We start from the raw sequence: 25,302 nt of genomic DNA on the forward strand, positions 1-25,302 counted from the left end.
CCTCCTTGCACCCCGTGCGGCCGGCGCGTCCTCGTTGACGTACCGGCCGGTTTGGCGTGCCCATAGTGGTGGAGGGGGGCCTTTGGGGGAAGGTGTTTCTATGGGTAACCCGAGTGGCCCCTGCGCGACGGGAGGCTCATTCCTCCAAGGTCAGTCCCCGGCGGAGTCGTACCAACGTCCGTGACAGCAGCCGCGACACGTGCATCTGCGAGATGCCGAGCTCGTCGCCGATCTCCGACTGGGTCATGCCCGCGACGAAGCGCAGGGACAGGATCTTCCGGTCCCGGTGCGGGAGTTCGGCGATCAGCGGCTTCAGGGACTCGACGTACTCGATGCCTTCGATCCCGTGGTCCTCGTAGCCGATGCGGTCCGCGAGCGCGCCCTCGGAGTCGTCCTCCTCGGGCTGGGCGTCCAGCGAGGAGGCCGTGTACGCGTTGGACGCGGCCATGCCCTCGACGACCTCGTCCCCGGACAGGCCCAGGTGCTCCGCGAGCTCCGCCACCGTGGGGGCGCGGTCCAGCCGCTGGGCGAGCTCGTCCCCGGCCTTGGCGAGATCGAGCCGCAGCTCCTGGAGCCGGCGCGGGACGCGCACCGACCACGAGGTGTCGCGGAAGAAGCGCTTGATCTCACCGATGATGGTCGGCATCGCGAAAGTGGGGAACTCGACACCGCGGGAGAGCTCGAAGCGGTCGATCGCCTTGATCAGGCCGATCGTGCCGACCTGGATGATGTCCTCCATCGGCTCGCTGCGGGAGCGGAACCGGGAGGCGGCGAACTTGACCAGCGCGAGGTTGAGTTCGACCAGCGTGTTGCGGACGTACGCGTATTCGTGGGTGCCCTCTTCGAGGGACTCCAGCCGCTCGAACAGCGTCTTGGAGAGGGCCCGTGCGTCCACCGGACCGACCTCGTCGTACGGCGGGATCTCGGGGAGCCCGTCCAGGGGATCCGCGTGGTCCGCGAAGGGATCCAGTTGTTCCGGAGGGGGTGTCGACGTCGCCGTCCGGGTATGCGATGCGTCGAGCCGGGGTGACATGGTGCCTCCATCGTTCTCGGCATAAGGCTGCCGAAGCCGTTCACGTGCACTGCGGTGTGCGGCGCCTCCAAAGCCGGCCGTGTCGGTTACGTGTCCCTACTAGCCCTACCCGCTTTCCGGACCCCATCGCAAGTACATTCTGTGGCTATATGTCCGATTGTGGGCGGTTGTTCGGGTGTCGGACGGCGTAGGGAAGGCGTAGTGTTCGAGAACGTTGAGCAGGGCAGGCACGACCTCGGGAGAGAGACGCATGGACCACGGGACGGTCGGCAGCGCACAGTCGGGCCGGCTTCTGGTGGAGGTGCGACAAGAGGGCTCCAGCGCGGTGGTGACGCCGGCGGGTGAGCTCGATCACCACACCGCCGATCTGTTGCGTGAGCCACTCGACGACCTGCTGGCGAAGGGTTTCTCACGGCTCGTCGTGGACTGCTCGCGGCTGGAGTTCTGTGACTCCACCGGTCTGAACGTGCTGCTCGGTGCCCGCCTGAAGGCGGAGGCCGCCGGGGGCGGGGTGCACCTGGCGGGGATGCTGCCGGTGGTGGCCCGGGTGTTCGAGATCACAGGGGCGGAGGCGGTCTTCACCGTCCACGACTCCGTCGAGGCGGCCCTGGCCGAGGAAAGCGGCTGACCCGAGGCCGTGTCGCGGCCGCGCCGGACAGGGGGGTGTTTCGCCGGATCTGCCGGGCAGGAGACATCCTGGACCTGTTGGGCCACGGGGGTCGTGGAACCGGCGAACGCCCTGCGTACGACGTACGTAGTGACAGGTATCGAGCGATACAGACCTCTGCATCGTGTGAATCGTGAACTGGTGAATCGGTGAGGTGAAGCGCTGATGAGCACCACCCGGCCCTGCTCGCCGGGCGACCGCGGCCCGGAGCCCAGCGGTGCTTCCGGGGCGTCCGAGGGGGAAGCGCCGCGGACCGGCGGGTCCGTGGGGGCGGCCGTATCGAACGTGTCGGCCACGTCGACCGTGTCGTCGGAAGGCTCCGAGGGCCGTCAGGTCCGCAGGCTGCGCCTGGTCGGCGAGAGCGGGGTCGTCCCGCTGGCGCGCGACTTCACGCGCCAGGCGCTGTACGCGTGGGGCTGGCTGCCCGCCGCTACGGCCGACCGGCGCGCCGCCGCCGAGGACGTCCTCCTCGTCGTCTCCGAGCTGGTCACCAACGCGTGCCTGCACGCCGAGGGTCCCGAGGAGCTGTTCCTCGCCTGCGACGACAAGGTGATCCGGCTGGAGGTCACCGACCGGGGCACCGGCCAGCCGGCACCCCGCACCCCGCACCGGGCCGGGCGCCCCGGCGGGCACGGCATGTTCATCGTGCAGCGGCTGTGCCTGGACTGGGGGGTCGTCCGCACCCCGGGCGTGGCGGGCAAGACGGTGTGGGCGGAGCTGGGCGCACCCGCGTAGGACGTGACGGGCGGCCTCCGCCGCCGCCCGCCCGGCGCCCGCCCTCCCTCGGCCCCGCGCCCCGGGCCGTCGTCACCGGCGACCCCTCTCTCCACTCGAACCCCCTTTCGCGCACGCCGGATCGTCACAACTCCGGGGTGCGCCGTGTCTTCCTTCCTCACGACCCCGGGCGTACCTTGACGGCCGATCTGATGTGCCGTCAGGAACGAGGTGGACCGCCGTGTCGTACCCCAAACGAGCCGCCGCGCTCGCCTCCGCCGCGGCGCTGGCCGGCTCGGTGGTGCTGCTGGCCGCCCCGGCGGCCCGGGCCGACGTCGTCGACGTCAACTACCAGTGCAAGACACCGATCGGCGACAAGAGCGCCGTCTCGCCGATCGACATCAAGGGCGTCAAGAGCGGCAGCGGATACAAGATCACCATGTCCTGGCAGAAGGGCGTCTCCTCCAGCCCGGTCGAGCTGGGCAAGGGCGCGATGAGCCCGAGCGCCACCATCAAGCTCGGCGGCGCCGACAGCGGCACGCTCGCGGTGTCCGGACCGGCCAACCAGGCCGCGATCCCCGCCAACACGCCCATCAAGATCAACGACTTGAGCGGCACCTACACGCCGAAGAAGACCGGCAAGGTCACCTTCACGGCGGGCGTGCTCACCATCAAGGCGCTCGGCACCACCACCACCTGCACGCCGGCCAACAACCCCAAGCCGTCCCTGAGCCTGGACGTGACGGCGGCCGGTGCGGGCGGATCCACGGGGACGTCCCAGGGCGGCTCGCAGAGCGGCACCGACTCCGGCGGCCAACTGCCGCAGACCGGCCCCGAGGACTCGGCGATCGCGCTCGGCACGCTCGGCGGTACCGTCCTGCTCGCGGGCGCGGCGGGCGCCCTGTGGCTGACGCGGCGGAACCAGACCGTACGTCGCTGAACACCCGGGTCCTCGACCGCTGGAGCCGCCGATGCCGTCCGCCGCCCGTGCCCTGTGCCTGTCCTTGCTGACCCTGCTCGCCACCGCGCCGCAGGCCGCGGCCGCCTGGGGATCCCCCCTGCTCGAAGGGCACGGGGGCTGGTCCCTCGCGCCCGCCGGCGGTGGACGCCCGTCCTTCTACGCGGAGGGCACGCCCGGGACGGTCCTGCGGGACACGGTGTCCGTGACCAACCCGGGCGGAAAGCCGGTCACGGTACGGCTGCGCGGCACCGGCGTGCGCGTCACCTTCGCCGGCACCCGCCTCCGCGTGCCCGCCCGCACCCGGGCCGACGTCCCCTTCACCCTGGCCGTCCCGGCGCAGGCGGCCCCCGGCGACCGCCCCGCGGCGATCACCGCACGGGACGACCACGGCCGGACCGCCACCGTCCCCGTCCGCCTGCGCGTGACCGGCCCCGCGCTGTCCGCGCTGACCGTCGAGCATGTCGCCGTACACGCCGACCGCATCACCTACGACCTCGTCAACCGGGGTACGACCGTCCTCGTACCGACCCTCGCGGTGCGCGCCGACGGCGTCTTCGGACGGGTCCTGGACCGCGCCCCGCGCACCCTGCCCGTCCGTCTGGCGCCGGGCCGCCGCCTGACCCTCGACGAACCGTGGCACGGGCGGCCCGCCCTGGACGCCGTCGACGTACGGCTGACGGTGACGGCCGAGGGCGGCGCGCGCGACTCGGCCGAGGTGTCCGCGCGGTTCGTGCCGTGGGGCGCCGTGGCCTTGGGCGCGGGGCTGGTCTCCCTCGCCGGGGCCGGCCTGGTCGTACGACATCGCGGGCGTCGTGGGCGCCGCGGGCCCGAGCCCGAGCCGACGACCGCGTCCGAGGGCGCGCGGGCCGAGTTGACGGGAGCGGTGAGGTGAGCGGCAGACTGCGGATCCCCGCGCTGGCGGCGGTGCTCGCGCTGCTCCTGCTGCCCTTCGCGGCGCCGGCGGCCTCGGCGGACGGCCCGACGGTGCGGCTGTCCGCCTCCCAGGCCGGGACCGGAGGTTCGGTCACCGCCAGCGGCAGCGGCTGGCGCCCGCACACCCTGCTGATGGTGCTGATCTGCGGGCAGGCCACCCCGTCCCGGGGCGTGATCGGCGGCACCAACTCCTGCGCCAACGGCGACGGCAGGGCCGTCACCACCGACGCCGAGGGCGCCTTCGGCAAGAAACTGCCGGTCGCCGAGCCGCCGGTGCCGTGCCCCTGCGTGGTGCACGTGGCCACCGCGACCGGGGCGAAGGCCGAGGCGGACGCCGTCCTCCAGGTCGCCGGCCACGCGGTGGAACCGCTGCCCGCCGAACCGTCCGGCGGCCGCCTCTCGATCCTCACCGACACCCGGCTCACCGGCGCCGGCGGGCTGTTGACCTGGTTCGGCGCCCCGCCCTCCCGCACACTCGTCTTCACCGTCGGCAACGTCGGCTCGTCCGCCGTGAAGAACCCCGTCTTCCAGGTCGGCACCTCGCACGGCGTGTTCGCCCCGCAGTGGGACGACCAGCAGTGGCGCGGCACCCTCGCACCCGGCGGGAAGGCACGGATCAGCCTGCCCGTCGAGATCTCGGCCGGGGCGCACGGCGACTACACCGTCTCCCTCAAGTACGGCGGCAGGGTCCTCGCCGAACAGCCCTGGGGCGTCGGCCGCCCCTGGGGTGTGACGCTGTTCTGGATCCTGGTCTGCCTGGTCGTACCGGCCGCCGTGTTCCGCGCCGGCATGGCGGTGGTGGACCGGGTACGGCCGCGCGCGGCGGGCGGCGTCCGCCACCGGGGACGCCCTCGGCTCGCCCTGCGGATGCCGGCACTCCGCGCGCCGGACACCTCCGCCACCTCGACTTCGACCCTGCCGTGGTTCACCCCGGACTCCGATCCGGGCACGGCGGCCGGTCGGCTCTCCGCACCGCACGACGACAGCCCGACGAGTCCTACGACTCCCACCACGAAGGGACCCACGTGAGTATGCGAAGGAGAGTCACACCGGCCGGCGGACGGCGGGCGGGCGCGCTGGCGGCGGCGCTGGTACTGGGCTCGGCGGGTGTCGTGCTGAGCCTGGCCGCCGGGCCCGCCCAGGCCGCGGAGGTGTCGTTCGCGACGCACTGCGTACCGCCCGCGGGCATCGACCCCGTCGACGGCACCACCAAGGTCGAGATCACCGCGCCGGCCACCGCGAAGGTGGGCGACACCGTCGACGTCGTGTGGAAGTTCACGCAGGCCGCGTCGAAGAACCCGAACATCATCGACCTGCCCGCCAACTCGGTGCAGCCGTCCGGCACGCTCAAGGCGGCCGGCGCGCAGACGTCCGACATCGCGATGCAGGGGCCGCGGCAGAACCCCCCGATCCCCAAGGGCGCTGCCATGGTGCTGTCCGACATGAAGGGCAGCCTGAAGCTGACGGCGCCCGGCGAGGTGACGCTGACGCCGGACGCGTACACCGTCAACGCCATGTCGACGGACACCAAGTGCACGCCCAAGGAGACCGTGCAGAAGGCGGCGACCATCCAGGTGACGGCGGGCGGCGGGAGTTCGTCGAGTACGACGCCGACGCCGACGGGCTCGGCCACGCAGTCGGCCACGCCCACGCCGACGAACTCCTCCAGCGTCTCCGCCTCGGCGAGCCCGAGCGACGGCACCGGCCAGACCGACTTCACCGGCAAGGAGGTCCAGGTCCCCTACGCCTGCAAGACGCCCATCGGCGACAAGAACGCGACCTCGCCCGTGCAGATCAACGCCAAGAAGAACGGCGGGAGTTTCGACCTCACCGTGCAGTTCAAGAAGTCGGTGATGGACAGCCCCGCCGACATTCCGGCCGACTCCGTGAAGCCGTCGATGGAGGTGGCCCTGGGCGGCGCCGACAAGGGCACCGTGCATGTGGAGGGGCCGACCAACTCCGCCCCCATCAAGTCCGGCGACCCGATCGAGATCCCGGACCTGACGGGCACCTACAAGCCGGGCGCGAGCGGTGAGTCGACGCTGTCCCCGGGCGTCCTGACCATCAAGGCCCTCGGGACGACGACGACCTGCACGCCGACCAAGTCCGAGGTGTCCCTCACTCTCGACACCACGCAGCAGGCGAACGGTGCCTCGGGCGGCTCGTCGACCTCCGGCGGCTCCTCGTCCGGCGGCAGCAGCGGCAGCGGCGGCCTGGCCGAGACCGGCGCGAGCGACCACGGCGCCCTCAAGGCCCTCGGCCTGGTGGCGGGCACCGCGATCCTGCTGGGCGCGGCGGTGTTCACGTTCATGCCGGGACGGCGGACCCGCTGACATGCGCGGAGGGGCGCCCCCCCCCCCGGGGGGGACGGCCCCCCCCCCCGCACGGGGCGTACGTCAGTGGACGTCGCCCCAGAGCTCCGTGAACCCCGTGCGGGAACACCCCACCGCCAGACCGGCGACCACGGCGAGGACGGCCTGCAGGGTCACGATGCCCGTCTTGTTCAGGTCGACACCGGCGATGGAGAGCAGACCGGTCGTGGCGTCACCGGCGGTGACGGCCAGGAACCAGACACCCATCATCTGGGAGGCGTACTTCGCGGGCGCCATCTTCGTGGTGACGGAGAGGCCGACCGGGGAGACCATCAGTTCACCGACGGTCTGCACGAAGTAGATGGCCACCAGCCACATCGCGGCCGCCTTGTGACCGCCCTCGGCGATCGACAGCGGAGCGAGGAAGAGGAAGAAGGACGCGCCGATCAGGACCAGGCCCATCGCGAACTTCACCGCGGTGCTCGGCTCCTTGCCGCGCCGGGCCAGGGCCAGCCACGCCCAGGCGAAGACCGGGGCCAGCGCCATGATCATGACCGGGTTGACCGACTGGTACCAGGAGACCGGGAACTCCCAGCCGAAGACGGTGTTCTTGGCCGAGGACTCGGCGAACAGGGAGACCGTGGAGCCACCCTGGTCGTAGATCATCCAGAACACGGCCGCGGCGACGAAGAACCAGATGTAGGCGCTCATCTTGGACCGCTCGGCGTGGTTCAGGTCCTTGTCGCGCTTGATGCGGGCGATGACCACGACCGGGATGAGCAGACCCGCGATGGTGATCGGGACCAGCAGCCAGTTCAGCGTGTAGACGCCGGAGACACCGACGACCAGGTAGAAGACGGCCGCGACGCCCGCCCACAGGGCGGCCTTGGCCAGCGTGGCCTTCTTCTCGGCGTCCGACAGCGGCGTGGGGACGACGTCGGAACGCGAGCTCAGGTGGCGGGTGCCGAGCAGGAACTGGACCAGACCCAGCGCCATGCCGAGCGCGGCGAGCGCGAAGCCCAGGTGCCAGTTGTAGTTCTCACCGACGGTACCGATGACCAGCGGAGCGGCGAACGCACCCAGGTTGATGCCGATGTAGAAGAGGGTGAAGCCACCGTCGCGGCGCGGGTCCTCCGGGCCGTCGTAGAGGTGACCGACCATCGTGGAGATGTTGGCCTTCAGCAGACCGGAGCCGATCGCGACCAGACCCAGACCGGCGAAGAAGGTGCCGGAGCTGGGCAGCGCCAGCGTGAGGTGGCCGGCCATGATGATCGTGCCCGCGACCGCCACCGTCTTGCGGGGGCCGAGGAGGCGGTCCGCGAACCAGCCGCCGGGCAGGGCGAGCAGGTACACGAGCGACAGGTACACCGAGTAGATCGCGGTCGCCGTGGCCGCGCTCATGTGCAGCCCGCCCGGGGCCACCAGGTACAGCGGGAGCAGGGCCTTCATGCCGTAGTAGGAGAAACGCTCCCACATCTCGGTCATGAAGAGAGTGGCCAGTCCGCGGGGGTGGCCGAAGAAGGTCTTCTCGGAACCGGGGGTGCCCGGGTGGACCGAGTCCTTCGTCAGGCTGGACGCCATGGTCGTTCCTTGCTGGTCGGGACGCGCGTTGGAGCGTTGCGCGCCCGGTGGGGGATTCGGCCGACACCGGCGGGTCGGTCCGTCCACCCCACGCCCAGGGGGAGTCCGCCCCGGATCGCGGAGCGGTGGACGGCGACCACCGGGATCCACGCCCCGTGACGCGTCGTGCGTCCGGCGCCCGGCCAGAGGTCATTCCTTTCAAGGCCGGAGGGGGTCCGGCCCGCACACAAAAGAGACCTTCAGCGTCAAGTGCCCGCCAAAGGTCCCCGGTGTACTACAGGCGTTCACGGTCACTTTACGTCAGGACACTGCCGGATATGGAAGGACTTGAGACAGGGATCACAGGTGTCCATGGAACCGCAGGACCTGATTCGAAGGCTCTTCCTACGATCGCACCTTTTGGCCATAGGTTCATACCAAGGCGACACAAGGTTCGTACCACTGCGCCCCAAGGTAAGAATCCCGGGTTCCGATCACACCCCAGCACTACGCGCGGGCGGACTACCATCACCTCATGACCCGTGTACTGCTCGCCGAGGACGACGCGTCCATCTCGGAGCCGCTGGCCCGTGCCCTGCGCCGGGAAGGTTACGAGGTGGAGGTGCGCGAGGACGGACCCACCGCGCTCGACGCCGGAATGCAGGGCGGCGTCGACCTGGTCGTGCTGGACCTGGGCCTGCCCGGCATGGACGGCCTGGAGGTCGCCCGCCGGCTGCGTGCCGAGGGCCACACGGTGCCCATCCTCATCCTGACCGCGCGCGCCGACGAAGTGGACACCGTCGTCGGCCTCGACGCGGGCGCCGACGACTACGTCACCAAGCCCTTCCGGCTCGCCGAACTGCTCGCCCGGGTACGGGCCCTGCTCCGGCGCGGCGCCGCCGAGCCGCAGCAGCCGCCGGCCACGCACGGGGTACGGATCGACGTCGAGTCGCACCGCGCGTGGATGGGCGACGAGGAACTCCAGCTCACGGCCAAGGAGTTCGACCTGCTGCGGGTGCTCGTGCGGGACGCCGGACGGGTCGTGACGCGCGACCAGCTGATGCGCGAGGTGTGGGACACCACGTGGTGGTCGTCCACCAAGACCCTCGACATGCACATCTCCTGGCTGCGCAAGAAGCTCGGCGACGACGCGGCGAACCCCCGGTACATCGCCACGGTGCGCGGGGTCGGCTTCCGCTTCGAGAAGAGCTAGCCGCTGCCGCCGGGCCTGGCCGACTACGCGCGTCACGCCGTTGAAGACCGGTGTGTCCGGATCCCGGGGCACACTGGTCGTCGTCAAGCCATCGCCCGGAGGGCCTCGTGCGTCGTCGTCTCATTCAGTCCACCCTTGCCGTCGTCCTGGTGGTGATCGCGGTCTTCGGCGTGTCCCTGGTGATCGTCGAGACTCGCACCATCAGCAACAGCGCCCAGGAAAGAGTGGATTCCGAGGCGGTGCGGCTGGCCAGCATCGTGGACAGCCGGATCCTCGGCGCGGAGGACGTGACCGCCGAGATACTGCGCAACCAGGTCACCAAGGACCAGCACGCCCAGATCCGCATCCCCGGCCAGCCGCCCATCGAGATCGGCACCAAGCCGGAGGGCGACGTCATCCGCGCCACGCAGCAGGGCGAGGAGGGTGAGTCGGTCACCGTGGAGGAGCCGCGCTCGTCCGTCACCCGGGAGGTCGGCCGTACGCTGCTGATCATCGGGGCGGTGGCGCTGCTGGCGGTGGTGGCCGCGGTCCTCCTGGCGGTACGCCAGGCCAACCGCCTGGCCTCCCCCCTGACCGATCTCGCGGAGACCGCCGAGCGCCTCGGCTCCGGCGACCCGCGGCCCCGGCACAAGCGGTACGGCGTCCCCGAGCTGGACCGGGTCGCCGATGTGCTGGACTCCTCGGCCGAGCGCATCGGCCGCATGCTGACGGCGGAGCGCCGCCTGGCCGCCGACGCCTCCCACCAGCTGCGTACGCCGCTCACGGCCCTCTCGATGCGGCTGGAGGAGATCACCCTCACCGATGACCCGGACACGGTGAAGGAGGAGGCGAACGTCGCGCTCACGCAGGTGGAGCGGCTGACGGACGTGGTGGAGCGGCTGCTCACGAACGCCCGCGACCCGCGCACCGGCTCCGCGGTCTCCTTCGACCTGGACGAGGTCATCCAGCAGCAGCTCGCCGAGTGGCGGCCCGCCTATCGCAGCGTGGGCCGGGCGATCGTCAGCTCGGGCAAACGGCATCTGCGGGCGGTGGGTACGCCGGGCGCGGTGGCCCAGGTCCTGGCCGCGCTGATCGAGAACTCGCTCATGCACGGCGGCGGCACGGTGGCGCTGCGCACCCGGGTCACCGGCAACCAGGCGGTCGTCGAGGTCACCGACGAGGGCCCCGGCGTCCCGGCCGACCTGGGCGCCCGCATCTTCGAGCGGACCATCAGCGGCCGGAACTCCACGGGCATCGGCCTGGCAGTCGCCCGCGACCTGGCGGAAGCCGACGGCGGCCGCCTGGAACTCCTCCAGTCCCAGCCCCCGGTCTTCGGCCTGTTCCTCTCCCGCACCCCACCTTCCCGAAAGCCGGACGAGGACTCCCCGACGGTCCGCTGACCCGACCGGCACGGGTTCTGGTACTGGCGGCGAGGCGGGTGACGTGGGCGGTGCGGTTTCCGGCGGGGCCGCACGGTGACCGGGGCGGGCGGCAGGTGGCCGTGTGTCGGCGGTGAGACAGCCGGCGTGGGGGTGTGGTGGCCGGATCCGGTGGTGTGGTGCCCGGCGGGGCGGTTCGGCGGCTGGGGCGGTCGGCCCGGCGACCCGGATCTGCGGCGCGGTCACCGCATCCAGCGGCGCCGTGTTTGGGTGCGTCGGGCGACGCACCGGTGCGCCGGCCGACGTGGCCTGCCCGCCGGGCCGGTGACCCGCTTGGCCGGCCCGATGGGCGGCGCAGGCGTTGTCCAGGACCTGTTCAGGCCCGCTGGGTCGCTCTGCGGGTCTTCGTCTCTTCCTCCAGGAAGGATTCCGCGTCGGCGACGGCCTCGTGGGTGGGGAGGGTGCGGAATACCCACGTGCGGTAGGACCAGAAGCGGAACAGGGTGGCGATGCCGATGCCCACGACCTTGAAGATGTTGCGCTGCAGGGAGCTGTCCCAGCCGAAGCCGTAGATGGCCGCGTACAGGATGCCGTTCTCGATCACCAGGCCGACGGCGCTGAAGGCCAGGAACAGCGTGAGCTCCCGGCTCTGGGCGCCCTTGTCACGGTCCCGGTACGTGAAGTAACGGAAGCCCACGTAGTTGCAGGCGATGGCGACCACCGTGGCGATCACGTTGGCGCGCACGGCCTGCAGGCTGGTCAGGTGCCACAGCAGATTGGACACGCCGAAGTTCACGACCGTGCCCAGGGCGCCCACGGCGCCGAATTTCGCGACCTCGTGGACGAACCTGTCCAGCCCCGAGGAACCACGTTCCATGATCGTGCAGTCCCCGTCCGTAGGTTTCGTCAGCCCAGTCATGCTAACCACCCCCCTCCCCGTCCCGCCCGCGCATCCGGCCACTGACGGGCAACACACAGGAAAAGCCCAGGTAAGAAGTGAGGTAAGAGGCGCGGAATCCGGTCCGCGCGGCGTGGCCGATACCCTAGGGGCGTGACGTTCCCGGTAGTCGGCATGGTCGGCGGGGGCCAGCTCGCTCGTATGACACACGAGGCGGGCATCCCGCTCGGCATCAGGTTCAAGCTCCTCAGTGACACCCCACAGGATTCCGCGGCCCAGGTCGTGAGCGATGTCGTCATCGGCGACTATCGCGACCTGGAGACACTGCGCGCCTTCGCTCGCGGCTGTGACGTGATCACCTTCGATCACGAGCACGTGCCCACCGAGCACCTCAGGGCCCTGGAGGCGGACGGCATCCCCGTGCGCCCCGGCCCCGACGCGCTCGTGCACGCCCAGGACAAGGGGGTGATGCGCGCCAAACTCGACGCCATCGGCGTTCCCTGTCCCCGCCACCGGATCGTGTCCGATCCCGAGGACGTGGTCCGCTTCGCGTCCGAGGGCGACGGTTTCCCGGTCGTCCTCAAGACCGTCCGCGGTGGCTACGACGGCAAGGGCGTGTGGGTCGTGGAGACCGCCGAGGAGGCCGCCGACCCGTTCCGGGCGGGCGTCCCGGTCCTCGCCGAGGAGAAGGTCGACTACGTCCGCGAGCTCGCCGCCAACGTCGTCCGCTCCCCGCACGGCCAGGCCGTCGCCTACCCGGTGGTCGAGTCCCAGCAGGTCAACGGCGTCTGCGACACGGTGATCGCTCCCGCCCCCGACCTCGACGAGAGCCTCGCGCTGCAGGCCGAGCGGATGGCCCTGACCATCGCCAAGGAACTCGGTGTCGTCGGCCACCTCGCCGTCGAGCTGTTCCAGACCCGCGACGGCCGCATCCTCGTCAACGAGCTGGCGATGCGCCCGCACAACTCGGGCCACTGGACCCAGGACGGCGCGATCACCTCGCAGTTCGCCAACCACGTCCGCGCCGTCCTCGACCTGCCTCTCGGCGACCCGCGCCCGCGCGCCCCGTGGACGGTCATGGTCAACGTCCTCGGCGGCGACTACCCGGACATGTACTCCGCGTACCTGCACTGCATGGCCCGCGACCCCAAGCTCAAGATCCACATGTACGGCAAGGACGTGAAGCCCGGCCGTAAGGTCGGCCACGTCAACACCTACGGCGACGACCTGGACGACGTGCTGGAGCGCGCCCGTCACGCTGCCGGCTACCTGAGAGGCACCATCACCGAATGAGCCCAGTTGTAGGCATCGTCATGGGGTCGGACTCCGACTGGCCCGTCATGGAGGCCGCGGCGCAGGCCCTCGACGAGTTCGAGATCGCGTACGAGGTCGACGTCGTCTCCGCGCACCGCATGCCGCGCGAGATGATCGCGTACGGCGAGCAGGCCGCCGAGCGCGGCCTGAAGGTGATCATCGCCGGCGCGGGCGGTGCCGCCCACCTGCCCGGCATGCTCGCCTCGGTCACCCCGCTGCCGGTGATCGGCGTCCCGGTCCCGCTGAAGTACCTCGACGGCATGGACTCCCTGATGTCGATCGTGCAGATGCCGGCCGGCGTCCCCGTCGCGACGGTCTCCGTGGGCGGTGCCCGCAACGCCGGTCTCCTCGCGGCCCGCATCCTCGCCACGCACGACGAGGAACTGCTCGGCCGGATGCGGGAGTTCCAGCAGGAGCTGAACGACCAGGCCACCGAGAAGGGCAAGCGCCTGCGCGCCAAGGTCGAGGGCGCGAGCGGCTTCGGCTTCGGCTCGGGGAAGTGACGCCGATGGCCCCGCTGGAGGAAGCCCGGGAACTCCTGCGCGAGTTCCCGGTCGTCGACGGCCACAACGACCTCCCCTGGGCGCTGCGCGAGCAGGTCCGCTACGACCTCGCCGCCCGCGACATAGCCGCCCACCAGAACGCGCATCTGCACACCGACATCCCGCGGTTGCGCGAGGGCGGCGTGGGCGCGCAGTACTGGTCGGTGTTCGTGCGTTCGGACCTGCCCGGCGCGGTCCCGGCCACGCTCGAACAGATCGACTGCGTACGGCAGTTGATCGACCGCTACCCCGCAGACCTGCGGGCCGCGCTGACCGCCGCCGACATGGAGGCGGCGCGCGCCGAGGGCCGTATCGCCTCCCTCATGGGCGCGGAGGGCGGCCACTCGATCGACAACTCGCTGGGCACCCTGCGCGGGCTGTACGAGCTGGGCGTGCGCTACATGACGCTCACCCACAACGACAACAACGACTGGGCCGACTCGGCGACGGACGAGCCGAACGTCGGCGGTCTGTCGGCCTTCGGCCGCGAGGTCGTCCGGGAGATGAACCGCCTCGGCATGCTCGTCGACCTCTCCCACGTGGCGGCGACGACGATGCGCGACGCGCTCGACGCCTCGGCGGCGCCGGTGATCTTCTCGCACTCCTCGGCCCGTGCCGTGTGCGAACACCCCCGCAACATCCCGGACGAGATCCTCGAACGGCTGCCCGCGAACGGCGGCGTGGCGATGGTGACGTTCGTACCGAAGTTCGTGCTCCAGGCGGCCGTGGACTGGACGGCCGCGGCCGACGAGAACATGCGCGCGCACGGCTTCCACCACCTCGACACCACCGCCGAGGCGATGAAGGTGCACGCCGCCTTCGAGGAGCGCACCCCCCGCCCGATCGCCACGGTGGCGACGGTGGCCGACCACCTCGACCACATGCGCGAGGTCGCCGGCATCGACCACCTCGGCATCGGCGGCGACTACGACGGCACGGCGTTCACCCCCGACGGCCTGAACGACGTCTCCGGCTATCCCAACCTGATCGCCGAACTCCTGGACCGCGGCTGGTCCAAGCCCGACCTGGCCAAGCTGACCTGGCAGAACTCGCTGCGGGTGCTCGGCGCGGCGGAGGACGTCTCCCGGGACCTGCGGGCGACCCGCGCGCCCTCCCGCGCGAGGATCGAGGAACTCGACGGCTGAGCGCCGGATCCGGCGCGGGGAGCGCGCCGGGACAGAGCGACGGCTCGGCCCGGGAGAAGGGGCCGAGCCGTCGCTGTCGGCGCGGCAGCGCAGGTCAGGGCAGGCGGGGCCGGGCTGACCCGGTTCGGCGAGGAGGTCCTGTGGGAGATGGACCGGCTCGGCGTGCTCGCCGACGTCTCCGGTGCCTGCGACGCCACGGTCGGCCGGGCCGTCGTGCTCTCCAGGACACCGGTGCTGTGCACCCGTTCCGCGGCCCGCGCCCTGCGCCCGCCAACCTGCTCGCCGCCCAGGGCCTGCGGCATGGTGCCGCTCACCGCCGAGCAGACCGGCCCGAACGTCCGGGACGTCGCCGACCATCTCGACCACGTGCGGACGGTCGCCGGGCCACAGAGCGTCGGCCTGTCCGGCACCCACGACTCCGGCGCCGCCCACCCCCAGGACCTCACCGACGCCTCCTGCTATCCGCACCTGATCGCCGAACTGCTCCACCGCGGCTGGTCCGACATCGAGCTCGCCCTGCTGACCTGGGGAAACGTCCAGCGGGTGCTACGCACCGCCGACTTCACGGCCCGCGCCGCCCGCCGGACGTCGAGCGGAGCCGGGTTACGGCCGCTCGATCCGGCACAGGCAGAACGGGTGCCCCGCCGGATCCGCGTACACCTGGAAGTCCTTCTCCTCCCGGTCCTCCAGGTCCAGCGGCCGCGCGCCCAGCGCGAGCACCTTCTCGTGGGCGGCGTCCACCTCCTCCCACGTCGACCCGGCGTCGAGGTCGAGGTGGAGCTGCTGCGCGTTGCGATCCGCGCGCGGCCACTCCGGCGGGGTGTGGTTCTCCACCCGCTGGAAGCCGAGCCGCGGTCCGTCCGGGACCTGGAGGACGACCCACTCGTCGTCCTCCACCTCGGGTGTGCCGCCCACGATCTCCGCGTAGAAGGCGGCGAGCGCCCGCGGGTCGGGGCAGTCGATCACGACGTTGCGGAAACGGGCGATGGAGCCCATGACGTCCTCCCTGGTCCTCGCCGGCCCTGTTGTCAGCTGGCGCACAGACAGAACGGATGCCCCGCCGGGTCCGCGTACACACGGAAGCCGCGCGAGCGGTCGTCGGTGTCCAGCGGCCGCGCGCCGAGCTCCAGCACCCCCTTCTCCGCCGCGTCCAGGTCCTCCACCACCAGGTCCAGGTGGAACTGCTGCGAGTGATCGGCCGCGGGCCACCGCGGCGCTACGAAGCCGGGCGCGGCCTGGAAGGCCAGCGCTTGCCCGCCGGGCAGCCGGAGGTCCACCCACTCGCCCTCGCCCTCCACGGTGCCGCCGAGCACCTCGGCGTAGAAGCCGGCGAGCGCGCGCGGGTCGGGGCAGTCCAGGACGACGGGGCCGAGCTTGGCGAGTGCCATGACTTCCTCCTCGGAGCGGGTTACCCATAGAGACGGGCAACCGGTAACGGTTACCGCATGCTCCCGTAGTGGAGGTAACGTCGCAAGTGAATTCGGGAGGTAACTTGCAGGCATGAGTGAGAGATCGCCCGCGCCGGGAGGCCTGGCCCTGATCGAGGCCCTGCTGAACACGCTCGACATCGCGAGCGACGGCGACCTGCTCGACACGCCGGACGGCCGGGCCCCCTTCGGGCTCGCCGAGGACGAGCTGCCGGGCGCGCGCGAGCTGCGCGAGTCGCTGCGCGCCACGCTGCTGGCCCACGCAGGCCACCCGCCGCACCGCGAGGTGACCCCCCTGGGCGACCTGCTCGCCGGTGCCCCGCTGTACCTGGCCGTCGACCCGAGCGACGGCTCCGCGAGCCTCGCCCCCGCGGGCGACGGCCCCCTGCTCTCCCGGGTCGCCGCCGCCGTGGCCGAGGCGCTGGTCGCGGGCACCTGGAGCCGGTTCAAGGCGTGCGAGGCCGTGACCTGCCACTGGGCGTACTACGACCGCAGCCCGGCCGGCCGCGGCCGCTGGTGCTCGATGCAGGTGTGCGGGGCGCGCGCGAAGATGCGGCGGTACCGGGCCAAAGAGCCGTAGGCCACAGCAGGTTCACCGGCCATGCCGGGGTCGCGTGGTGCAGAATGCAACAAGACGCCGGTTCGGCCGACTGAGCCTCGGCCGAACCGGCGTCACGCGTACGTCTGCCGTCCCTACGCGGTGGGACGGCCCATCGCCCGGTACGTCCACCCGGCCTGCCGCCACACCTGCGGGTCGAGGGCGTTGCGCCCGTCGAGGATCACCCGCGCCGCCGCGACCTCGCCCAGCGCCGCCGGGTCCAGCTCGCGGAACTCCCGCCACTCGGTGAGGTGCAGGACCACGTCGGCACCCCGGACGGCGTCCAACGCGGAGTCGGCGTAACCGAGGGTCGGGAAGAGCCGGCGGGCGTTGTGCATGCCCTTCGGGTCGTACACCGTCACCTGGCCGCCCTGGAGGTGGATCTGGCCCGCCACGTTGAGCGCGGGCGAGTCCCGGACGTCGTCCGAGTCGGGCTTGAAGGCGGCGCCGAGGACCGCGACCCGGCGGCCCAGGAAGGAGCCGCCGCCCAGCGCCTCGCGGGCCATCTCGACCATCTGGCCGCGGCGGCGCATGTTGATGGAGTCGATCTCGCGCAGGAAGGTCAGCGCCTGGTCGGCGCCCAGCTCGCCGGCCCGCGCCATGAAGGCCCGGATGTCCTTGGGCAGGCACCCGCCGCCGAAGCCGATCCCGGCCCGCAGGAACTTCTTGCCGATCCGGTCGTCGTGGCCGATGGCCTCCGCCAGCTTCACGACGTCGCCGCCCGCGGCCTCGCACACCTCGGCCATCGCGTTGATGAAGGAGATCTTGGTGGCGAGGAAGGAGTTCGCGGACGTCTTTACCAGCTCGGCGGTGGGGAAGTCGGTGACCACGAAGGGCGTGCCCTCGCCGACCGGCGTCGCGTAGACCTCCCGCAGCAGCTTCTCGGCCCGCTCGCTGTGCACACCCACCACGATCCGGTCGGGGTGCAGCGTGTCCGCGACGGCGAAGCCCTCGCGCAGGAACTCCGGGTTCCAGGCCAGCTCGGCGTCGGCACCGGCGGGCGCGTGCTCGGCCAGGTAGGCCGCGAGGCGCTCGGCGGAGCCGACGGGCACGGTGGACTTGCCGACGACGAGAGAAGGGCTGGTGAGATGGGGAGCGAGGAGGGCGAAGGCGTTGTCGACGTACGACATGTCGGCCGCGTACTCGCCGTGCTTCTGCGGGGTGTTCACACAGACGAAGTGGACGTCGCCGAAGGCGGCGACCTCGGCCCAGTCCATGGTGAACCGGAGCCGCCCGGAGGCCCCCTCCAGGCCCGCCACGTGCTTCTTCAGCAGGGCTTCGAGACCGGGCTCGTACATCGGCACCTCACCCCGCTGGAGCAGGGCGATCTTCTCGGGCACGACGTCGAGTCCGAGCACCTCGAACCCCAGCTCGGCCATGGCCGCGGCGTGCGTGGCGCCGAGGTAGCCGGTGCCGATCACGGTGATCTTGAGGCTCATGAAGTGCTCCAGCAGACGGGACGGCGGTGGTGCGGGCCCGAGCATATCCGGGCCCTGCGCAGGGCAACTTTCCCGCTGTCGCCAAGCTCACGTAGGCGTCCCCGGGGCCGGGCCCTAAAATTTGAGTTACTTAACGGTAATTAGCATCAATGCCACGCCATTATTCACTGCGTCTTTGGAGCGTGAGAGACCTTGGCCGGATCGGCTGACTTCGACCTGTACCGCCCGTCCGAGGAGCACGACATGCTCCGCGATGTCGTCCGCTCACTGGTCGAGGCGAAGATCGCGCCGTTCGCCGCCGCGGTGGACGAGGAGGCCCGCTTCCCGCAGGAGGCGCTCGACGCCCTCGTCGCCAACGACTTGCACGCCGTGCACGTACCCGAGGAGTACGGCGGCGCCGGTGCCGACGCGCTCGCCACGGTCATCGTGATCGAGGAGGTGGCGCGCGCCTGTGTGTCCTCCTCCCTCATCCCCGCGGTGAACAAGCTGGGCTCGCTGCCGGTGATCCTCTCCGGCTCCGAGGACCTGAAGAAGAAGTACCTGGCGCCGCTGGCCAAGGGCGACGCGATGTTCTCGTACTGCCTCTCCGAGCCGGAGGCGGGCTCGGACGCGGGCGGCATGACGACGAAGGCGGTCCGCGACGGCGACCACTACGTCCTCAACGGCGTGAAGCGCTGGATCACCAACGCGGGCGTCTCCGAGTACTACACGGTCATGGCCGTGACCGACCCGACCAAGCGCACCAAGGGCATCTCCGCCTTCGTCGTCGAGAAGTCGGACGAGGGCGTCTCCTTCGGCGCCCCGGAGAAGAAGCTCGGCATCAAGGGTTCCCCGACCCGCGAGGTCTACTTCGACAACGTCCGCATCCCGGCCGACCGCATCATCGGCGAGGAGGGCACCGGCTTCGCCACGGCGATGAAGACGCTGGACCACACCCGTATCACCATCGCCGCGCAGGCCCTCGGCGTCGCCCAGGGCGCCCTCGACTACGCCAAGGGCTACGTCCAGGAGCGCAAGCAGTTCGGCAAGCCGATCGCCGACTTCCAGGGCATCCAGTTCATGCTGGCCGACATGGCCATGAAGATCGCCGCCGCCCGCGCCCTCACCTACCAGGCCGCGGCCGCCTCCGAGCGCGGCGACAGCGACCTCACCTTCCAGGGCGCCGCGGCCAAGTGCTTCGCCTCGGACGTGGCGATGGAGGTCACGACGGACGCCGTCCAGCTCCTCGGCGGCTACGGCTACACCCGTGACTACCCGGTCGAGCGCATGATGCGCGACGCCAAGATCACCCAGATCTATGAAGGCACGAATCAGGTGCAGCGCATCGTCATGGCCCGCAACCTGCCGTAGGGCACGCCTTCTTCGCGGCTTCGTGGCCCTTCGTCCCGCCCGGACGGAGGGCCACGGGCGTCTCCTGAATGGCACTACCCGGCGGTCGGGCGTAGGACGGAACCACATGGGGCCCGCCCTGGGCCCCTCTGCCTCTCAGGAGGAGCCATGACCCAGCCCGGAACCATGAGCGCCATGAGCAAGCAGATGCAGGACTGCGTCGAGGCGTGCATGTCCTGCCACACGGTCTGCGAGGAGACCATGAGCTCCTGCATGCAGATGGGCGGACAGGCCCAGATGCAGATCATGCGCGCGCTCATGGACTGCTCCGAGATGACCCGGATGTGCGCCGACATGATGATGCGCCGCTCGCCCATGTCCGCCGAGATGTGCGCGATGTGCGCCAAGGCGTGCGACATGTGCGCCGAGGCGTGTATGGCGATGCCGGACGATCCCCAGATGATGCGCTGCGCCGAGGCGTGTCGCCGCTGCGCCGACATGTGCCGCGCGATGGCGGGCACCCGTATGTGACCCACCCCAGCACCACCAAAGGGCGCCTCACGGGGCGCCCTTGACTTCTTCTGACGCACACGGCGGCAGGCTCACCCCATGACGATCTCTCCGAGCGCGACCGAAGCCTTCGACGCCGCCGAGCGGGCCACGCGGGACGGCCGTGCCGAGGCCTACGGCAGAAGCTTCGCGCGGCTGTGCGCCGGGTTCACCGTCCCGGAAACGGATGGGGAAGGGCACCTGGCCCTTCCCCTGTGTCGTTGCTCGCCGCCGCGACGGCCTGGGACTGACCGGCCCTAGTTGCCGGTGACGGTCACCTTCTCGTCGTTGTTGAGCTCGTTGACCAGCGTCTTGACCTTCGTTTTGTCCCAGACGAGGTTGCCGCCGGTGGAGCCGGAGATCGGCATGTTCAGCGAGGTGCCGTCACCGCTGTTGACGCCCTTCATCGCCCAGAACATGGAGGCCAGGTTCCACAGGCTCATGTCCTTGTCGACGGTCAGCGAGTCCAGGCCCGCGCCCATGGTCGGGTAGAACTTGAAGGGGTTCAGGACCGTCGACGGGGTGGCCACCTGGTGGGCCAGCGCCGAGAGGAACTTCTGCTGGTTCTTCGTGCGCTGGAGGTCGGAGGTGGCGAAGGCGTGCCGGGTGCGGACGAAGGCGAGGGCCTGCTCGCCGTTCAGCGTCTGCTTGCCCGCCTTGAAGTCGGCGCCCGAGTACTTGTCCTTGAAGCCCTTGTCGATGTCGATCTCGACGCCACCGACCGCGTCCACGATCTTCGCGAAGCCGCCGAAGCCGATCTCCACGTAGTGATCGATGTGCAGGCCGGTGTTGAACTCGACGGTGCGTACGAGGAGCGTCGGGCCGTCCTCGGCGTAGGCCGCGTTCAGCTTGGTGTGGCGGCCCTGGGCGGGGTAGACCTTCCCGGACGCCGATCCCTTGTACGACGGGATCACCACGTCCGAGTCACGCGGCAGCGAGATCAGCGTGTCGCCGCTGTCGCCGACGTGCAGGATCATCATCGAGTCGGTGCGCTGGCCCTCGGCGGAGCCGGTGTGCAGCTTCTTCTTGTCCTCGGCCGTCATGCCCTTGCGGCTGTCGGAGCCGACGATCAGGTAGTTCGTGCCGTCGCCCGTCTCGGGCCGGTCTATGACCTTGGACAGGTCGACGTCGCGGTGGAGCTTGGAGTCGGCCCAGAAATAGGTCGCCACGGAGGTGACGACCAGGGCGGTCACGAGGGTGATCGCCGTCCACTTGAGGCGGCGCCGCCAGTTCGGGGCGGGGCGAGGCCCGTAGTCGGGCGTACCGTCGCCGCCGCCCGGGCCGCCACCGTAGACCTGGCCCGTGTTGTAGCCGCTGTCGTAGTCACCGTAGCCGTCGTCGTACCCCTGACCGTCGGAGTACGTCGGCTGCTGCGGGACACCGGCGCCGTACGGCGGTGCGGACGGGCCGCCGTTGCCGTACCCGCCCTGGCGCCCGGACGGGGCCGCCGGGCCGCGCCGGACCTGGCGCATCACCCGCGCGCTCTCGGGCTGCGCGTTGGCACTGCCGCGTCCGTAGCGGTTGCCGTTGTCGTCGGACCATCGCTCGGGCCAATCGTTCATGGGCCCCAGTGTGCAGGGACGGACTGTGTGCTCGACAAGGGGCGTCGAAAAATCAGGGCAGCGCTGTTGCGAAGATGACACAAAGTCCGCGCATGTTGCTTCGGCATAAGGTGGAGGCCATGACAGACCAGGCTGCGGACATAGATCCGAACATTCCGGGCAAGGTGACCTCGGCGTCCCGCACCACCCTCAGCCACATCATGACCCACAACGACACCAACCTTCTGGGGACGGTGCACGGTGGTGTGATCATGAAGCTGGTCGACGACGCGGCGGGCGCGGTGGCCGGCCGGCACTGCGGGGGTCCCGCCGTCACCGCGTCCATGGACGAGATGGCGTTCCTGGAACCGGTCCGGGTCGGCGATCTGGTCCATGTGAAGGCCCAGGTCAACTGGACCGGCCGGACCTCCATGGAGGTCGGCGTACGGGTCCTCGCCGAGCGCTGGAACGAGTCCACCCCGCCCACCCAGGTCGGCTCCGCCTACCTGGTGTTCGCGGCCGTCGACGCCGACGGCAAGCCCCGCCGGGTCCCACCGGTCCTCCCGGAGACGGAACGCGACAAGCGCCGCTACCAGGAGGCCCAGATCCGCCGCACCCACCGCCTGGCCCGCCGCCGCGAGATCAGGGAACTCCGCGAGAGGCGCGCGGCGGAGGGCTTCGAGGACTAGGGCCCGCCCCACGGATCCTGTCGAAGACGCGGGCCTGGCACTTCGGGCAAGCCTTGGTCTCTGCCGGGCGGCTCGCACCGATGTTGCGGGGCCCTGGCATCTCGGACAGGCCTTCGGCCCTCCCCGGCGGCTCACGCCGGTGACGCGGGCCTGGCACCCCAGGCAGGCCTTGGGCTCTGCCCGATGGCTCACGTCGGTGACGCGGGGCCCGGAACCCCGGACAGGTCCTGGGTTGTGCCCGGCGGTTCGCGCCGGTGTTGCGGGGCCCTGGCACTTCGGACAGGCCTTGGGCCCTACCCGGCGGCCAGCGCGACGCGGGGCCCGGAACCCCGGACAGGCCCTGGAGTCTGCCCGGTGGCTCGTGTCGGTGACGTGGGCCCGGCGTCGCGGGCGCGCCCTGGGTCACGCGTTGCCGGGGCACACCACCTCGTCGCCGTGGACCACTCCCGCTCGGCCCTGGTCCAGGGTGTCCGGCTTCACCTTGCGTACGTCCTTGAAGTCCGCGCCGGCGATGACCCGCAGCACTGGCCCCCGGCCCGGCGTCGGCCGCAGTTCGCTGCCGGGCAGGGCCGCCGCCAGGGTCCTGGCCGAGCGGTCCCAGCGGGGGTCGTAGACGATCACCGTCCGGCGCACGGAGTGCTCCGTGGAGGTCACCGGCTGCCGGGTGGTGGCGAAGCCCGTCGCGGCCAGGGCCGTGTCCATCCGCCGGGCCAGCCCCGCCGTCGCGGTGCCGTTCTCCACCTGGACGCGGACCTGCTGCGGGGCCACCTCCACCGGCACGGCCGCCGGGCCGTGCTCGTGCCGCGGGCGCTTCAGGGCCAGTGGCTTGTCGTCGCGCAGGGCCTGGAACAGCTGGTCCGCCCCGGCCGGGTCCCATTTCAGCGTCGAGCCGATCCCCTTCACCGGGAATCCCATCCGGCCGATCGGCACGGTGGTGAACTCGGACGAGGACGGGGAGAAGCTGCGCATCGCGCGGCCGAGGTCGAGCAGTTCGTCCGCGCCGAAGCCCTTGTCCGCGCGCACCGAGCCCAGCACCGCCCGCGTCACGTCCCGGAACCTCATCGGATTCAGCAGCACCCCCGAGGAGGTCGCCCGCTCGATCAGCGCCGCCAGGAACCGCTGCTGGCGCTTCATCCGGCCGAGGTCCGAGGCACCGTCGATGTGCCGGGACCGGACGTACTGCAGGGCCTGCCCGCCCATCAGCGTGTGCGTGCCGGCCGGCAGGTCCAGGCCGGTGTACGAGTCCTTCAGCGGCTGCGCGGTGCAGACCCGCACGCCGCCGAGCACGTCCACGGTCCGCATGAAACTGGTGAAGTCGACCTCCAGATAGTGGTCGATCTTCACATGGGTCATGTTCTCGACCGTGCGCACGGTCAGTTGCGGCCCGCCCTCCGCGTACGCCGCGTTGATCTTGATCGGGTGCGGCGCCAGCGACCGTCCGGTCGCCTCGTCGACGTGCTCGGGCACCTCGGCGTACGAATCGCGCGGCAGACTCACCACACTCGCCCGCTCCCGGTCCTGCGAGATGTGCACGATCATGATCGTGTCGGTGCAGTGGCAGGGTGCCCCGCCCAGCCGGAACCGGCGCCGCTCCTGTTCGGTGATCTTGTCGCGGCCGTCGGTGCCGACCAGCAGCACGTTCATGCCGTGGCTCCCGCGCGGGCGGTTCTTCATGTCCTTGAACGGATCCACCCGGGCGATGTCCGCGTCGAGGCTGGTGACCACCGCGTGCCCGATCCCGGCCGAGGCCAGCACCACCACGGACAGGGTGGTCACCGCCCGCATGGCCCAGCGCGGCCGTCTGCGCGGCGGCTTGCGCCGTACGGATGACTGCGGCGCACGCCGCGGCTGGGGCGGCCGGGGGCTCTGTCGCGGCCGTGCGGGGGAGCGGGGCGGTGGAGCGGGCATGGAACCTCCGCTGGGGGCGGGGCCGTACGTGGGATCGTGAGCACCGTAGGCCCATACGATCTCCAGCCCGCGGCGGCGGACCGGCGGCGCGCACCGGTGTCCCCCGTTCGCGGTAACGTGAGCCCCCTATGAACGCCAATCCCGACGTGCAGCTCCCCGCCGTGTCCGTCATCATGCCCGTCCTCGACGAGGAGCGGCATCTGCGCGGAGCCGTCCAAGCGATCCTCGCGCAGGAGTACGCCGGCGAGATGGAGGTCGTGATCGCCCTCGGTCCGTCCAAGGACCGCACGGACGAGATCGCCGCCGAGCTCGTACGGGACGACCCGCGCGTGCACACCGTCCCCAACCCGACCGGCCGCACCCCCGCCGCGCTCAACGCCGCGATCAAGGCCTCCCGTCATCCGATCGTGGTCCGCGTCGACGGTCACGGCATGCTCTCGCCGAACTACATCGCCACCGCCGTACGGCTCCTGGAGGAGACCGGAGCGCAGAACGTCGGCGGCATCATGCACGCCGAGGGCGAGAACGACTGGGAGCACGCGGTCGCCGCCGCGATGACCTCGAAGATCGGGGTCGGCAACGCCGCCTTCCACACGGGCGGTTCGGCCGGACCGGCCGAGACGGTGTACCTCGGCGTGTTCCGGCGCGTGGCCCTGGAGCAACAGGGCGGCTACAACGAGGAGTTCATCCGCGCCCAGGACTGGGAGCTCAACTTCCGGATCAGGGAGGCGGGTGGACTGATCTGGTTCTCGCCCGAGCTGAAGGTGTCGTACCGGCCGCGGCCGAGCGTGCGCGCCCTCGCCAAGCAGTACAAGGACTACGGCCGCTGGCGGCACGTCGTCGCCCGCTACCACGAGGGCTCCATCAACCTGCGCTATCTCGCCCCGCCGGTCGCCGTGTGCGCGATCGCGGCCGGACTCGTGGTCGGCGCGGCCCTGACCCCGCTGGGTCTCGTGATCCCGGGCGGCTATCTCGCGGCGATCGCGCTCGGCTCCGTACCGGCCGGCAAGGGGCTGCCGCTCAAGGCCCGGCTGCAGATCCCCGTGGCCCTCGCCACCATGCACATGTCGTGGGGCTGGGGCTTCCTCACCAGCCCGAAGGCGCTGGCGAAGAAGGTCATCGCGTCCCGTCGTCCGGCGGTGCTCACCTCCCGCTGAGCACCGCCCGCCCCG

Annotated in this window: 24 protein-coding genes and 1 pseudogene; 17 read left to right on the plus strand and 8 right to left on the minus strand. The window is 71.1% G+C overall.

Annotation, left to right across the window (positions count from 1 at the left end):
* Positions 1 to 136: 136 nt before the first annotated feature.
* Positions 137 to 1,033 carry an RNA polymerase sigma factor SigF gene (locus ACWGKT_RS04780; RefSeq protein ID WP_356144280.1) on the minus strand — a complete coding sequence of 299 codons (897 nt, stop codon included), beginning with the start codon at positions 1,031 to 1,033 and terminating at the stop codon, positions 137 to 139.
* Between the two features lie 250 nt (positions 1,034 to 1,283).
* On the opposite strand from ACWGKT_RS04780, the gene ACWGKT_RS04785 reads away from it, so the two are divergent.
* The 6 genes from ACWGKT_RS04785 (at position 1,284) to ACWGKT_RS04810 (ending at position 6,641) form a co-directional block, all read left to right on the plus strand.
* Positions 1,284 to 1,661, plus strand: coding sequence for an STAS domain-containing protein (locus tag ACWGKT_RS04785; protein ID WP_356144282.1), 378 nt, complete (start codon positions 1,284 to 1,286; stop codon positions 1,659 to 1,661).
* A gap of 204 nt (positions 1,662 to 1,865) precedes the next feature.
* Positions 1,866 to 2,435: an ATP-binding protein gene (locus ACWGKT_RS04790; RefSeq protein ID WP_356144284.1), complete on the plus strand. Its 570-nt coding sequence runs from the start codon at positions 1,866 to 1,868 to the stop codon at positions 2,433 to 2,435.
* Between the two features lie 220 nt (positions 2,436 to 2,655).
* On the plus strand, positions 2,656 to 3,354 hold the full coding sequence (locus ACWGKT_RS04795; protein ID WP_453272462.1) for an LPXTG cell wall anchor domain-containing protein: 699 nt from the start codon (positions 2,656 to 2,658) through the stop codon (positions 3,352 to 3,354).
* A 31-nt stretch (positions 3,355 to 3,385) separates the two neighbouring features.
* Positions 3,386 to 4,267: a COG1470 family protein gene (locus ACWGKT_RS04800; RefSeq protein WP_453272463.1), complete on the plus strand. Its 882-nt coding sequence runs from the start codon at positions 3,386 to 3,388 to the stop codon at positions 4,265 to 4,267.
* Positions 4,264 to 5,337, plus strand: a complete 1,074-nt coding sequence (locus ACWGKT_RS04805) for a hypothetical protein (RefSeq protein ID WP_453272464.1) — start codon at positions 4,264 to 4,266, stop codon at positions 5,335 to 5,337. Before ACWGKT_RS04800 ends, ACWGKT_RS04805 begins: the two co-directional genes overlap by 4 nt.
* 2 nt (positions 5,338 to 5,339) lie before the next feature.
* Positions 5,340 to 6,641 carry a hypothetical protein gene (locus ACWGKT_RS04810; protein WP_453272465.1) on the plus strand — a complete coding sequence of 434 codons (1,302 nt, stop codon included), beginning with the start codon at positions 5,340 to 5,342 and terminating at the stop codon, positions 6,639 to 6,641.
* Between the two features lie 63 nt (positions 6,642 to 6,704).
* Here ACWGKT_RS04810 and ACWGKT_RS04815 read toward each other — a convergent pair whose 3' ends face one another.
* On the minus strand, positions 6,705 to 8,201 hold the full coding sequence (locus ACWGKT_RS04815; protein WP_453272466.1) for an oligopeptide:H+ symporter: 1,497 nt from the start codon (positions 8,199 to 8,201) through the stop codon (positions 6,705 to 6,707).
* A gap of 514 nt (positions 8,202 to 8,715) precedes the next feature.
* On the opposite strand from ACWGKT_RS04815, the gene ACWGKT_RS04820 reads away from it, so the two are divergent.
* Both ACWGKT_RS04820 and ACWGKT_RS04825 read left to right on the plus strand, forming a co-directional pair.
* Positions 8,716 to 9,393 carry a response regulator transcription factor gene (locus ACWGKT_RS04820; RefSeq protein ID WP_018566970.1) on the plus strand — a complete coding sequence of 226 codons (678 nt, stop codon included), beginning with the start codon at positions 8,716 to 8,718 and terminating at the stop codon, positions 9,391 to 9,393.
* A gap of 107 nt (positions 9,394 to 9,500) precedes the next feature.
* Positions 9,501 to 10,772, plus strand: a complete 1,272-nt coding sequence (locus ACWGKT_RS04825) for an ATP-binding protein (RefSeq protein WP_356144296.1) — start codon at positions 9,501 to 9,503, stop codon at positions 10,770 to 10,772.
* 355 nt (positions 10,773 to 11,127) lie between these two features.
* Here the strand turns inward: ACWGKT_RS04825 and ACWGKT_RS04830 are convergent, their stop codons facing one another.
* Positions 11,128 to 11,628 carry a GtrA family protein gene (locus ACWGKT_RS04830; protein ID WP_356144366.1) on the minus strand — a complete coding sequence of 167 codons (501 nt, stop codon included), beginning with the start codon at positions 11,626 to 11,628 and terminating at the stop codon, positions 11,128 to 11,130.
* 174 nt (positions 11,629 to 11,802) lie between these two features.
* Between ACWGKT_RS04830 and ACWGKT_RS04835 the strand changes: the two genes are divergently transcribed.
* The 4 genes and pseudogenes from ACWGKT_RS04835 to ACWGKT_RS04850 form a co-directional block, all read left to right on the plus strand.
* Entirely contained in the window at positions 11,803 to 12,942 is a 1,140-nt protein-coding gene (locus ACWGKT_RS04835) for a 5-(carboxyamino)imidazole ribonucleotide synthase (RefSeq protein WP_235458206.1), read from the plus strand.
* Entirely contained in the window at positions 12,939 to 13,466 is a 528-nt protein-coding gene (gene purE, locus ACWGKT_RS04840) for a 5-(carboxyamino)imidazole ribonucleotide mutase (RefSeq protein WP_453272467.1), read from the plus strand. The genes ACWGKT_RS04835 and purE overlap by 4 nt, the downstream gene beginning before the upstream one ends.
* Before the next feature lie 5 nt (positions 13,467 to 13,471).
* Positions 13,472 to 14,650, plus strand: a complete 1,179-nt coding sequence (locus ACWGKT_RS04845; protein ID WP_356144300.1) for a dipeptidase — start codon at positions 13,472 to 13,474, stop codon at positions 14,648 to 14,650.
* Positions 14,651 to 14,749: 99 nt separating this feature from the next.
* Positions 14,750 to 15,268 (plus strand): annotated as a pseudogene (locus ACWGKT_RS04850) (membrane dipeptidase); the annotation flags it as partial.
* Here ACWGKT_RS04850 and ACWGKT_RS04855 read toward each other — a convergent pair.
* Both ACWGKT_RS04855 and ACWGKT_RS04860 read right to left on the minus strand, forming a co-directional pair.
* Positions 15,254 to 15,646 (minus strand): VOC family protein, encoded by a 393-nt coding sequence (locus ACWGKT_RS04855; protein ID WP_356144302.1) that lies wholly within the window; start codon positions 15,644 to 15,646, stop codon positions 15,254 to 15,256. The pseudogene ACWGKT_RS04850 and the gene ACWGKT_RS04855 sit on opposite strands and share 15 nt — an antisense overlap.
* A gap of 32 nt (positions 15,647 to 15,678) precedes the next feature.
* Positions 15,679 to 16,038 (minus strand): VOC family protein, encoded by a 360-nt coding sequence (locus ACWGKT_RS04860; protein WP_356144304.1) that lies wholly within the window; start codon positions 16,036 to 16,038, stop codon positions 15,679 to 15,681.
* 112 nt (positions 16,039 to 16,150) lie between these two features.
* Here ACWGKT_RS04860 and ACWGKT_RS04865 point away from each other — a divergent pair, with 112 nt between their 5' ends.
* On the plus strand, positions 16,151 to 16,657 hold the full coding sequence (locus ACWGKT_RS04865; RefSeq protein WP_453272468.1) for a CGNR zinc finger domain-containing protein: 507 nt from the start codon (positions 16,151 to 16,153) through the stop codon (positions 16,655 to 16,657).
* Between the two features lie 113 nt (positions 16,658 to 16,770).
* Here ACWGKT_RS04865 and ACWGKT_RS04870 read toward each other — a convergent pair whose 3' ends face one another.
* Positions 16,771 to 18,114, minus strand: coding sequence for a UDP-glucose dehydrogenase family protein (locus ACWGKT_RS04870; protein ID WP_453272469.1), 1,344 nt, complete (start codon positions 18,112 to 18,114; stop codon positions 16,771 to 16,773).
* Positions 18,115 to 18,306: 192 nt separating this feature from the next.
* Between ACWGKT_RS04870 and ACWGKT_RS04875 the strand changes: the two genes are divergently transcribed.
* Both ACWGKT_RS04875 and ACWGKT_RS04880 read left to right on the plus strand, forming a co-directional pair.
* Positions 18,307 to 19,464, plus strand: coding sequence for an acyl-CoA dehydrogenase (locus ACWGKT_RS04875; RefSeq protein WP_356144310.1), 1,158 nt, complete (start codon positions 18,307 to 18,309; stop codon positions 19,462 to 19,464).
* 147 nt (positions 19,465 to 19,611) lie between these two features.
* A complete protein-coding gene (locus ACWGKT_RS04880; RefSeq protein WP_356144312.1) occupies positions 19,612 to 19,974 on the plus strand; it encodes a four-helix bundle copper-binding protein in 363 nt (120 codons plus the stop codon).
* Positions 19,975 to 20,249: 275 nt separating this feature from the next.
* Here ACWGKT_RS04880 and ACWGKT_RS04885 read toward each other — a convergent pair whose 3' ends face one another.
* A complete protein-coding gene (locus ACWGKT_RS04885; protein ID WP_453272470.1) occupies positions 20,250 to 21,554 on the minus strand; it encodes an LCP family protein in 1,305 nt (434 codons plus the stop codon).
* Between the two features lie 92 nt (positions 21,555 to 21,646).
* On the opposite strand from ACWGKT_RS04885, the gene ACWGKT_RS04890 reads away from it, so the two are divergent.
* Complete coding sequence (locus ACWGKT_RS04890) at positions 21,647 to 22,222, plus strand: acyl-CoA thioesterase (protein ID WP_453272471.1); 576 nt, start codon at positions 21,647 to 21,649, stop codon at positions 22,220 to 22,222.
* 402 nt (positions 22,223 to 22,624) lie between these two features.
* Here the strand turns inward: ACWGKT_RS04890 and ACWGKT_RS04895 are convergent, their stop codons facing one another.
* Positions 22,625 to 24,130: an LCP family protein gene (locus ACWGKT_RS04895; RefSeq protein WP_356144318.1), complete on the minus strand. Its 1,506-nt coding sequence runs from the start codon at positions 24,128 to 24,130 to the stop codon at positions 22,625 to 22,627.
* A 128-nt stretch (positions 24,131 to 24,258) separates the two neighbouring features.
* Here ACWGKT_RS04895 and ACWGKT_RS04900 point away from each other — a divergent pair, with 128 nt between their 5' ends.
* Positions 24,259 to 25,287, plus strand: a complete 1,029-nt coding sequence (locus tag ACWGKT_RS04900) for a glycosyltransferase family 2 protein (protein WP_453272472.1) — start codon at positions 24,259 to 24,261, stop codon at positions 25,285 to 25,287.
* Positions 25,288 to 25,302 lie beyond the last annotated feature (15 nt).

The sequence above is a fragment of the Streptomyces sp. NPDC054794 genome (genome assembly GCF_053611585.1).

Excerpts from the sequence above, each read along its gene's own strand:
- ACWGKT_RS04780 (WP_356144280.1), bottom strand. The coding sequence starts at position 1,033 with ATGTCACCCCGGCTCGACGCATCGCATACCCGGACGGCGACGTCGACA.
- ACWGKT_RS04785 (WP_356144282.1), top strand. The coding sequence starts at position 1,284 with ATGGACCACGGGACGGTCGGCAGCGCACAGTCGGGCCGGCTTCTGGTG.
- ACWGKT_RS04790 (WP_356144284.1), top strand. The coding sequence starts at position 1,866 with ATGAGCACCACCCGGCCCTGCTCGCCGGGCGACCGCGGCCCGGAGCCC.
- ACWGKT_RS04800 (WP_453272463.1), top strand. The coding sequence starts at position 3,386 with ATGCCGTCCGCCGCCCGTGCCCTGTGCCTGTCCTTGCTGACCCTGCTC.
- ACWGKT_RS04810 (WP_453272465.1), top strand. The coding sequence starts at position 5,340 with ATGCGAAGGAGAGTCACACCGGCCGGCGGACGGCGGGCGGGCGCGCTG.
- ACWGKT_RS04815 (WP_453272466.1), bottom strand. The coding sequence starts at position 8,201 with ATGGCGTCCAGCCTGACGAAGGACTCGGTCCACCCGGGCACCCCCGGT.
- ACWGKT_RS04820 (WP_018566970.1), top strand. The coding sequence starts at position 8,716 with ATGACCCGTGTACTGCTCGCCGAGGACGACGCGTCCATCTCGGAGCCG.
- ACWGKT_RS04830 (WP_356144366.1), bottom strand. The coding sequence starts at position 11,628 with ATGGAACGTGGTTCCTCGGGGCTGGACAGGTTCGTCCACGAGGTCGCG.
- purE (WP_453272467.1), top strand. The coding sequence starts at position 12,939 with ATGAGCCCAGTTGTAGGCATCGTCATGGGGTCGGACTCCGACTGGCCC.
- ACWGKT_RS04845 (WP_356144300.1), top strand. The coding sequence starts at position 13,472 with ATGGCCCCGCTGGAGGAAGCCCGGGAACTCCTGCGCGAGTTCCCGGTC.
- ACWGKT_RS04855 (WP_356144302.1), bottom strand. The coding sequence starts at position 15,646 with ATGGGCTCCATCGCCCGTTTCCGCAACGTCGTGATCGACTGCCCCGAC.
- ACWGKT_RS04860 (WP_356144304.1), bottom strand. The coding sequence starts at position 16,038 with ATGGCACTCGCCAAGCTCGGCCCCGTCGTCCTGGACTGCCCCGACCCG.
- ACWGKT_RS04865 (WP_453272468.1), top strand. The coding sequence starts at position 16,151 with ATGAGTGAGAGATCGCCCGCGCCGGGAGGCCTGGCCCTGATCGAGGCC.
- ACWGKT_RS04870 (WP_453272469.1), bottom strand. The coding sequence starts at position 18,114 with ATGAGCCTCAAGATCACCGTGATCGGCACCGGCTACCTCGGCGCCACG.
- ACWGKT_RS04880 (WP_356144312.1), top strand. The coding sequence starts at position 19,612 with ATGACCCAGCCCGGAACCATGAGCGCCATGAGCAAGCAGATGCAGGAC.
- ACWGKT_RS04885 (WP_453272470.1), bottom strand. The coding sequence starts at position 21,554 with ATGAACGATTGGCCCGAGCGATGGTCCGACGACAACGGCAACCGCTAC.
- ACWGKT_RS04890 (WP_453272471.1), top strand. The coding sequence starts at position 21,647 with ATGTTGCTTCGGCATAAGGTGGAGGCCATGACAGACCAGGCTGCGGAC.
- ACWGKT_RS04895 (WP_356144318.1), bottom strand. The coding sequence starts at position 24,130 with ATGCCCGCTCCACCGCCCCGCTCCCCCGCACGGCCGCGACAGAGCCCC.
- ACWGKT_RS04900 (WP_453272472.1), top strand. The coding sequence starts at position 24,259 with ATGAACGCCAATCCCGACGTGCAGCTCCCCGCCGTGTCCGTCATCATG.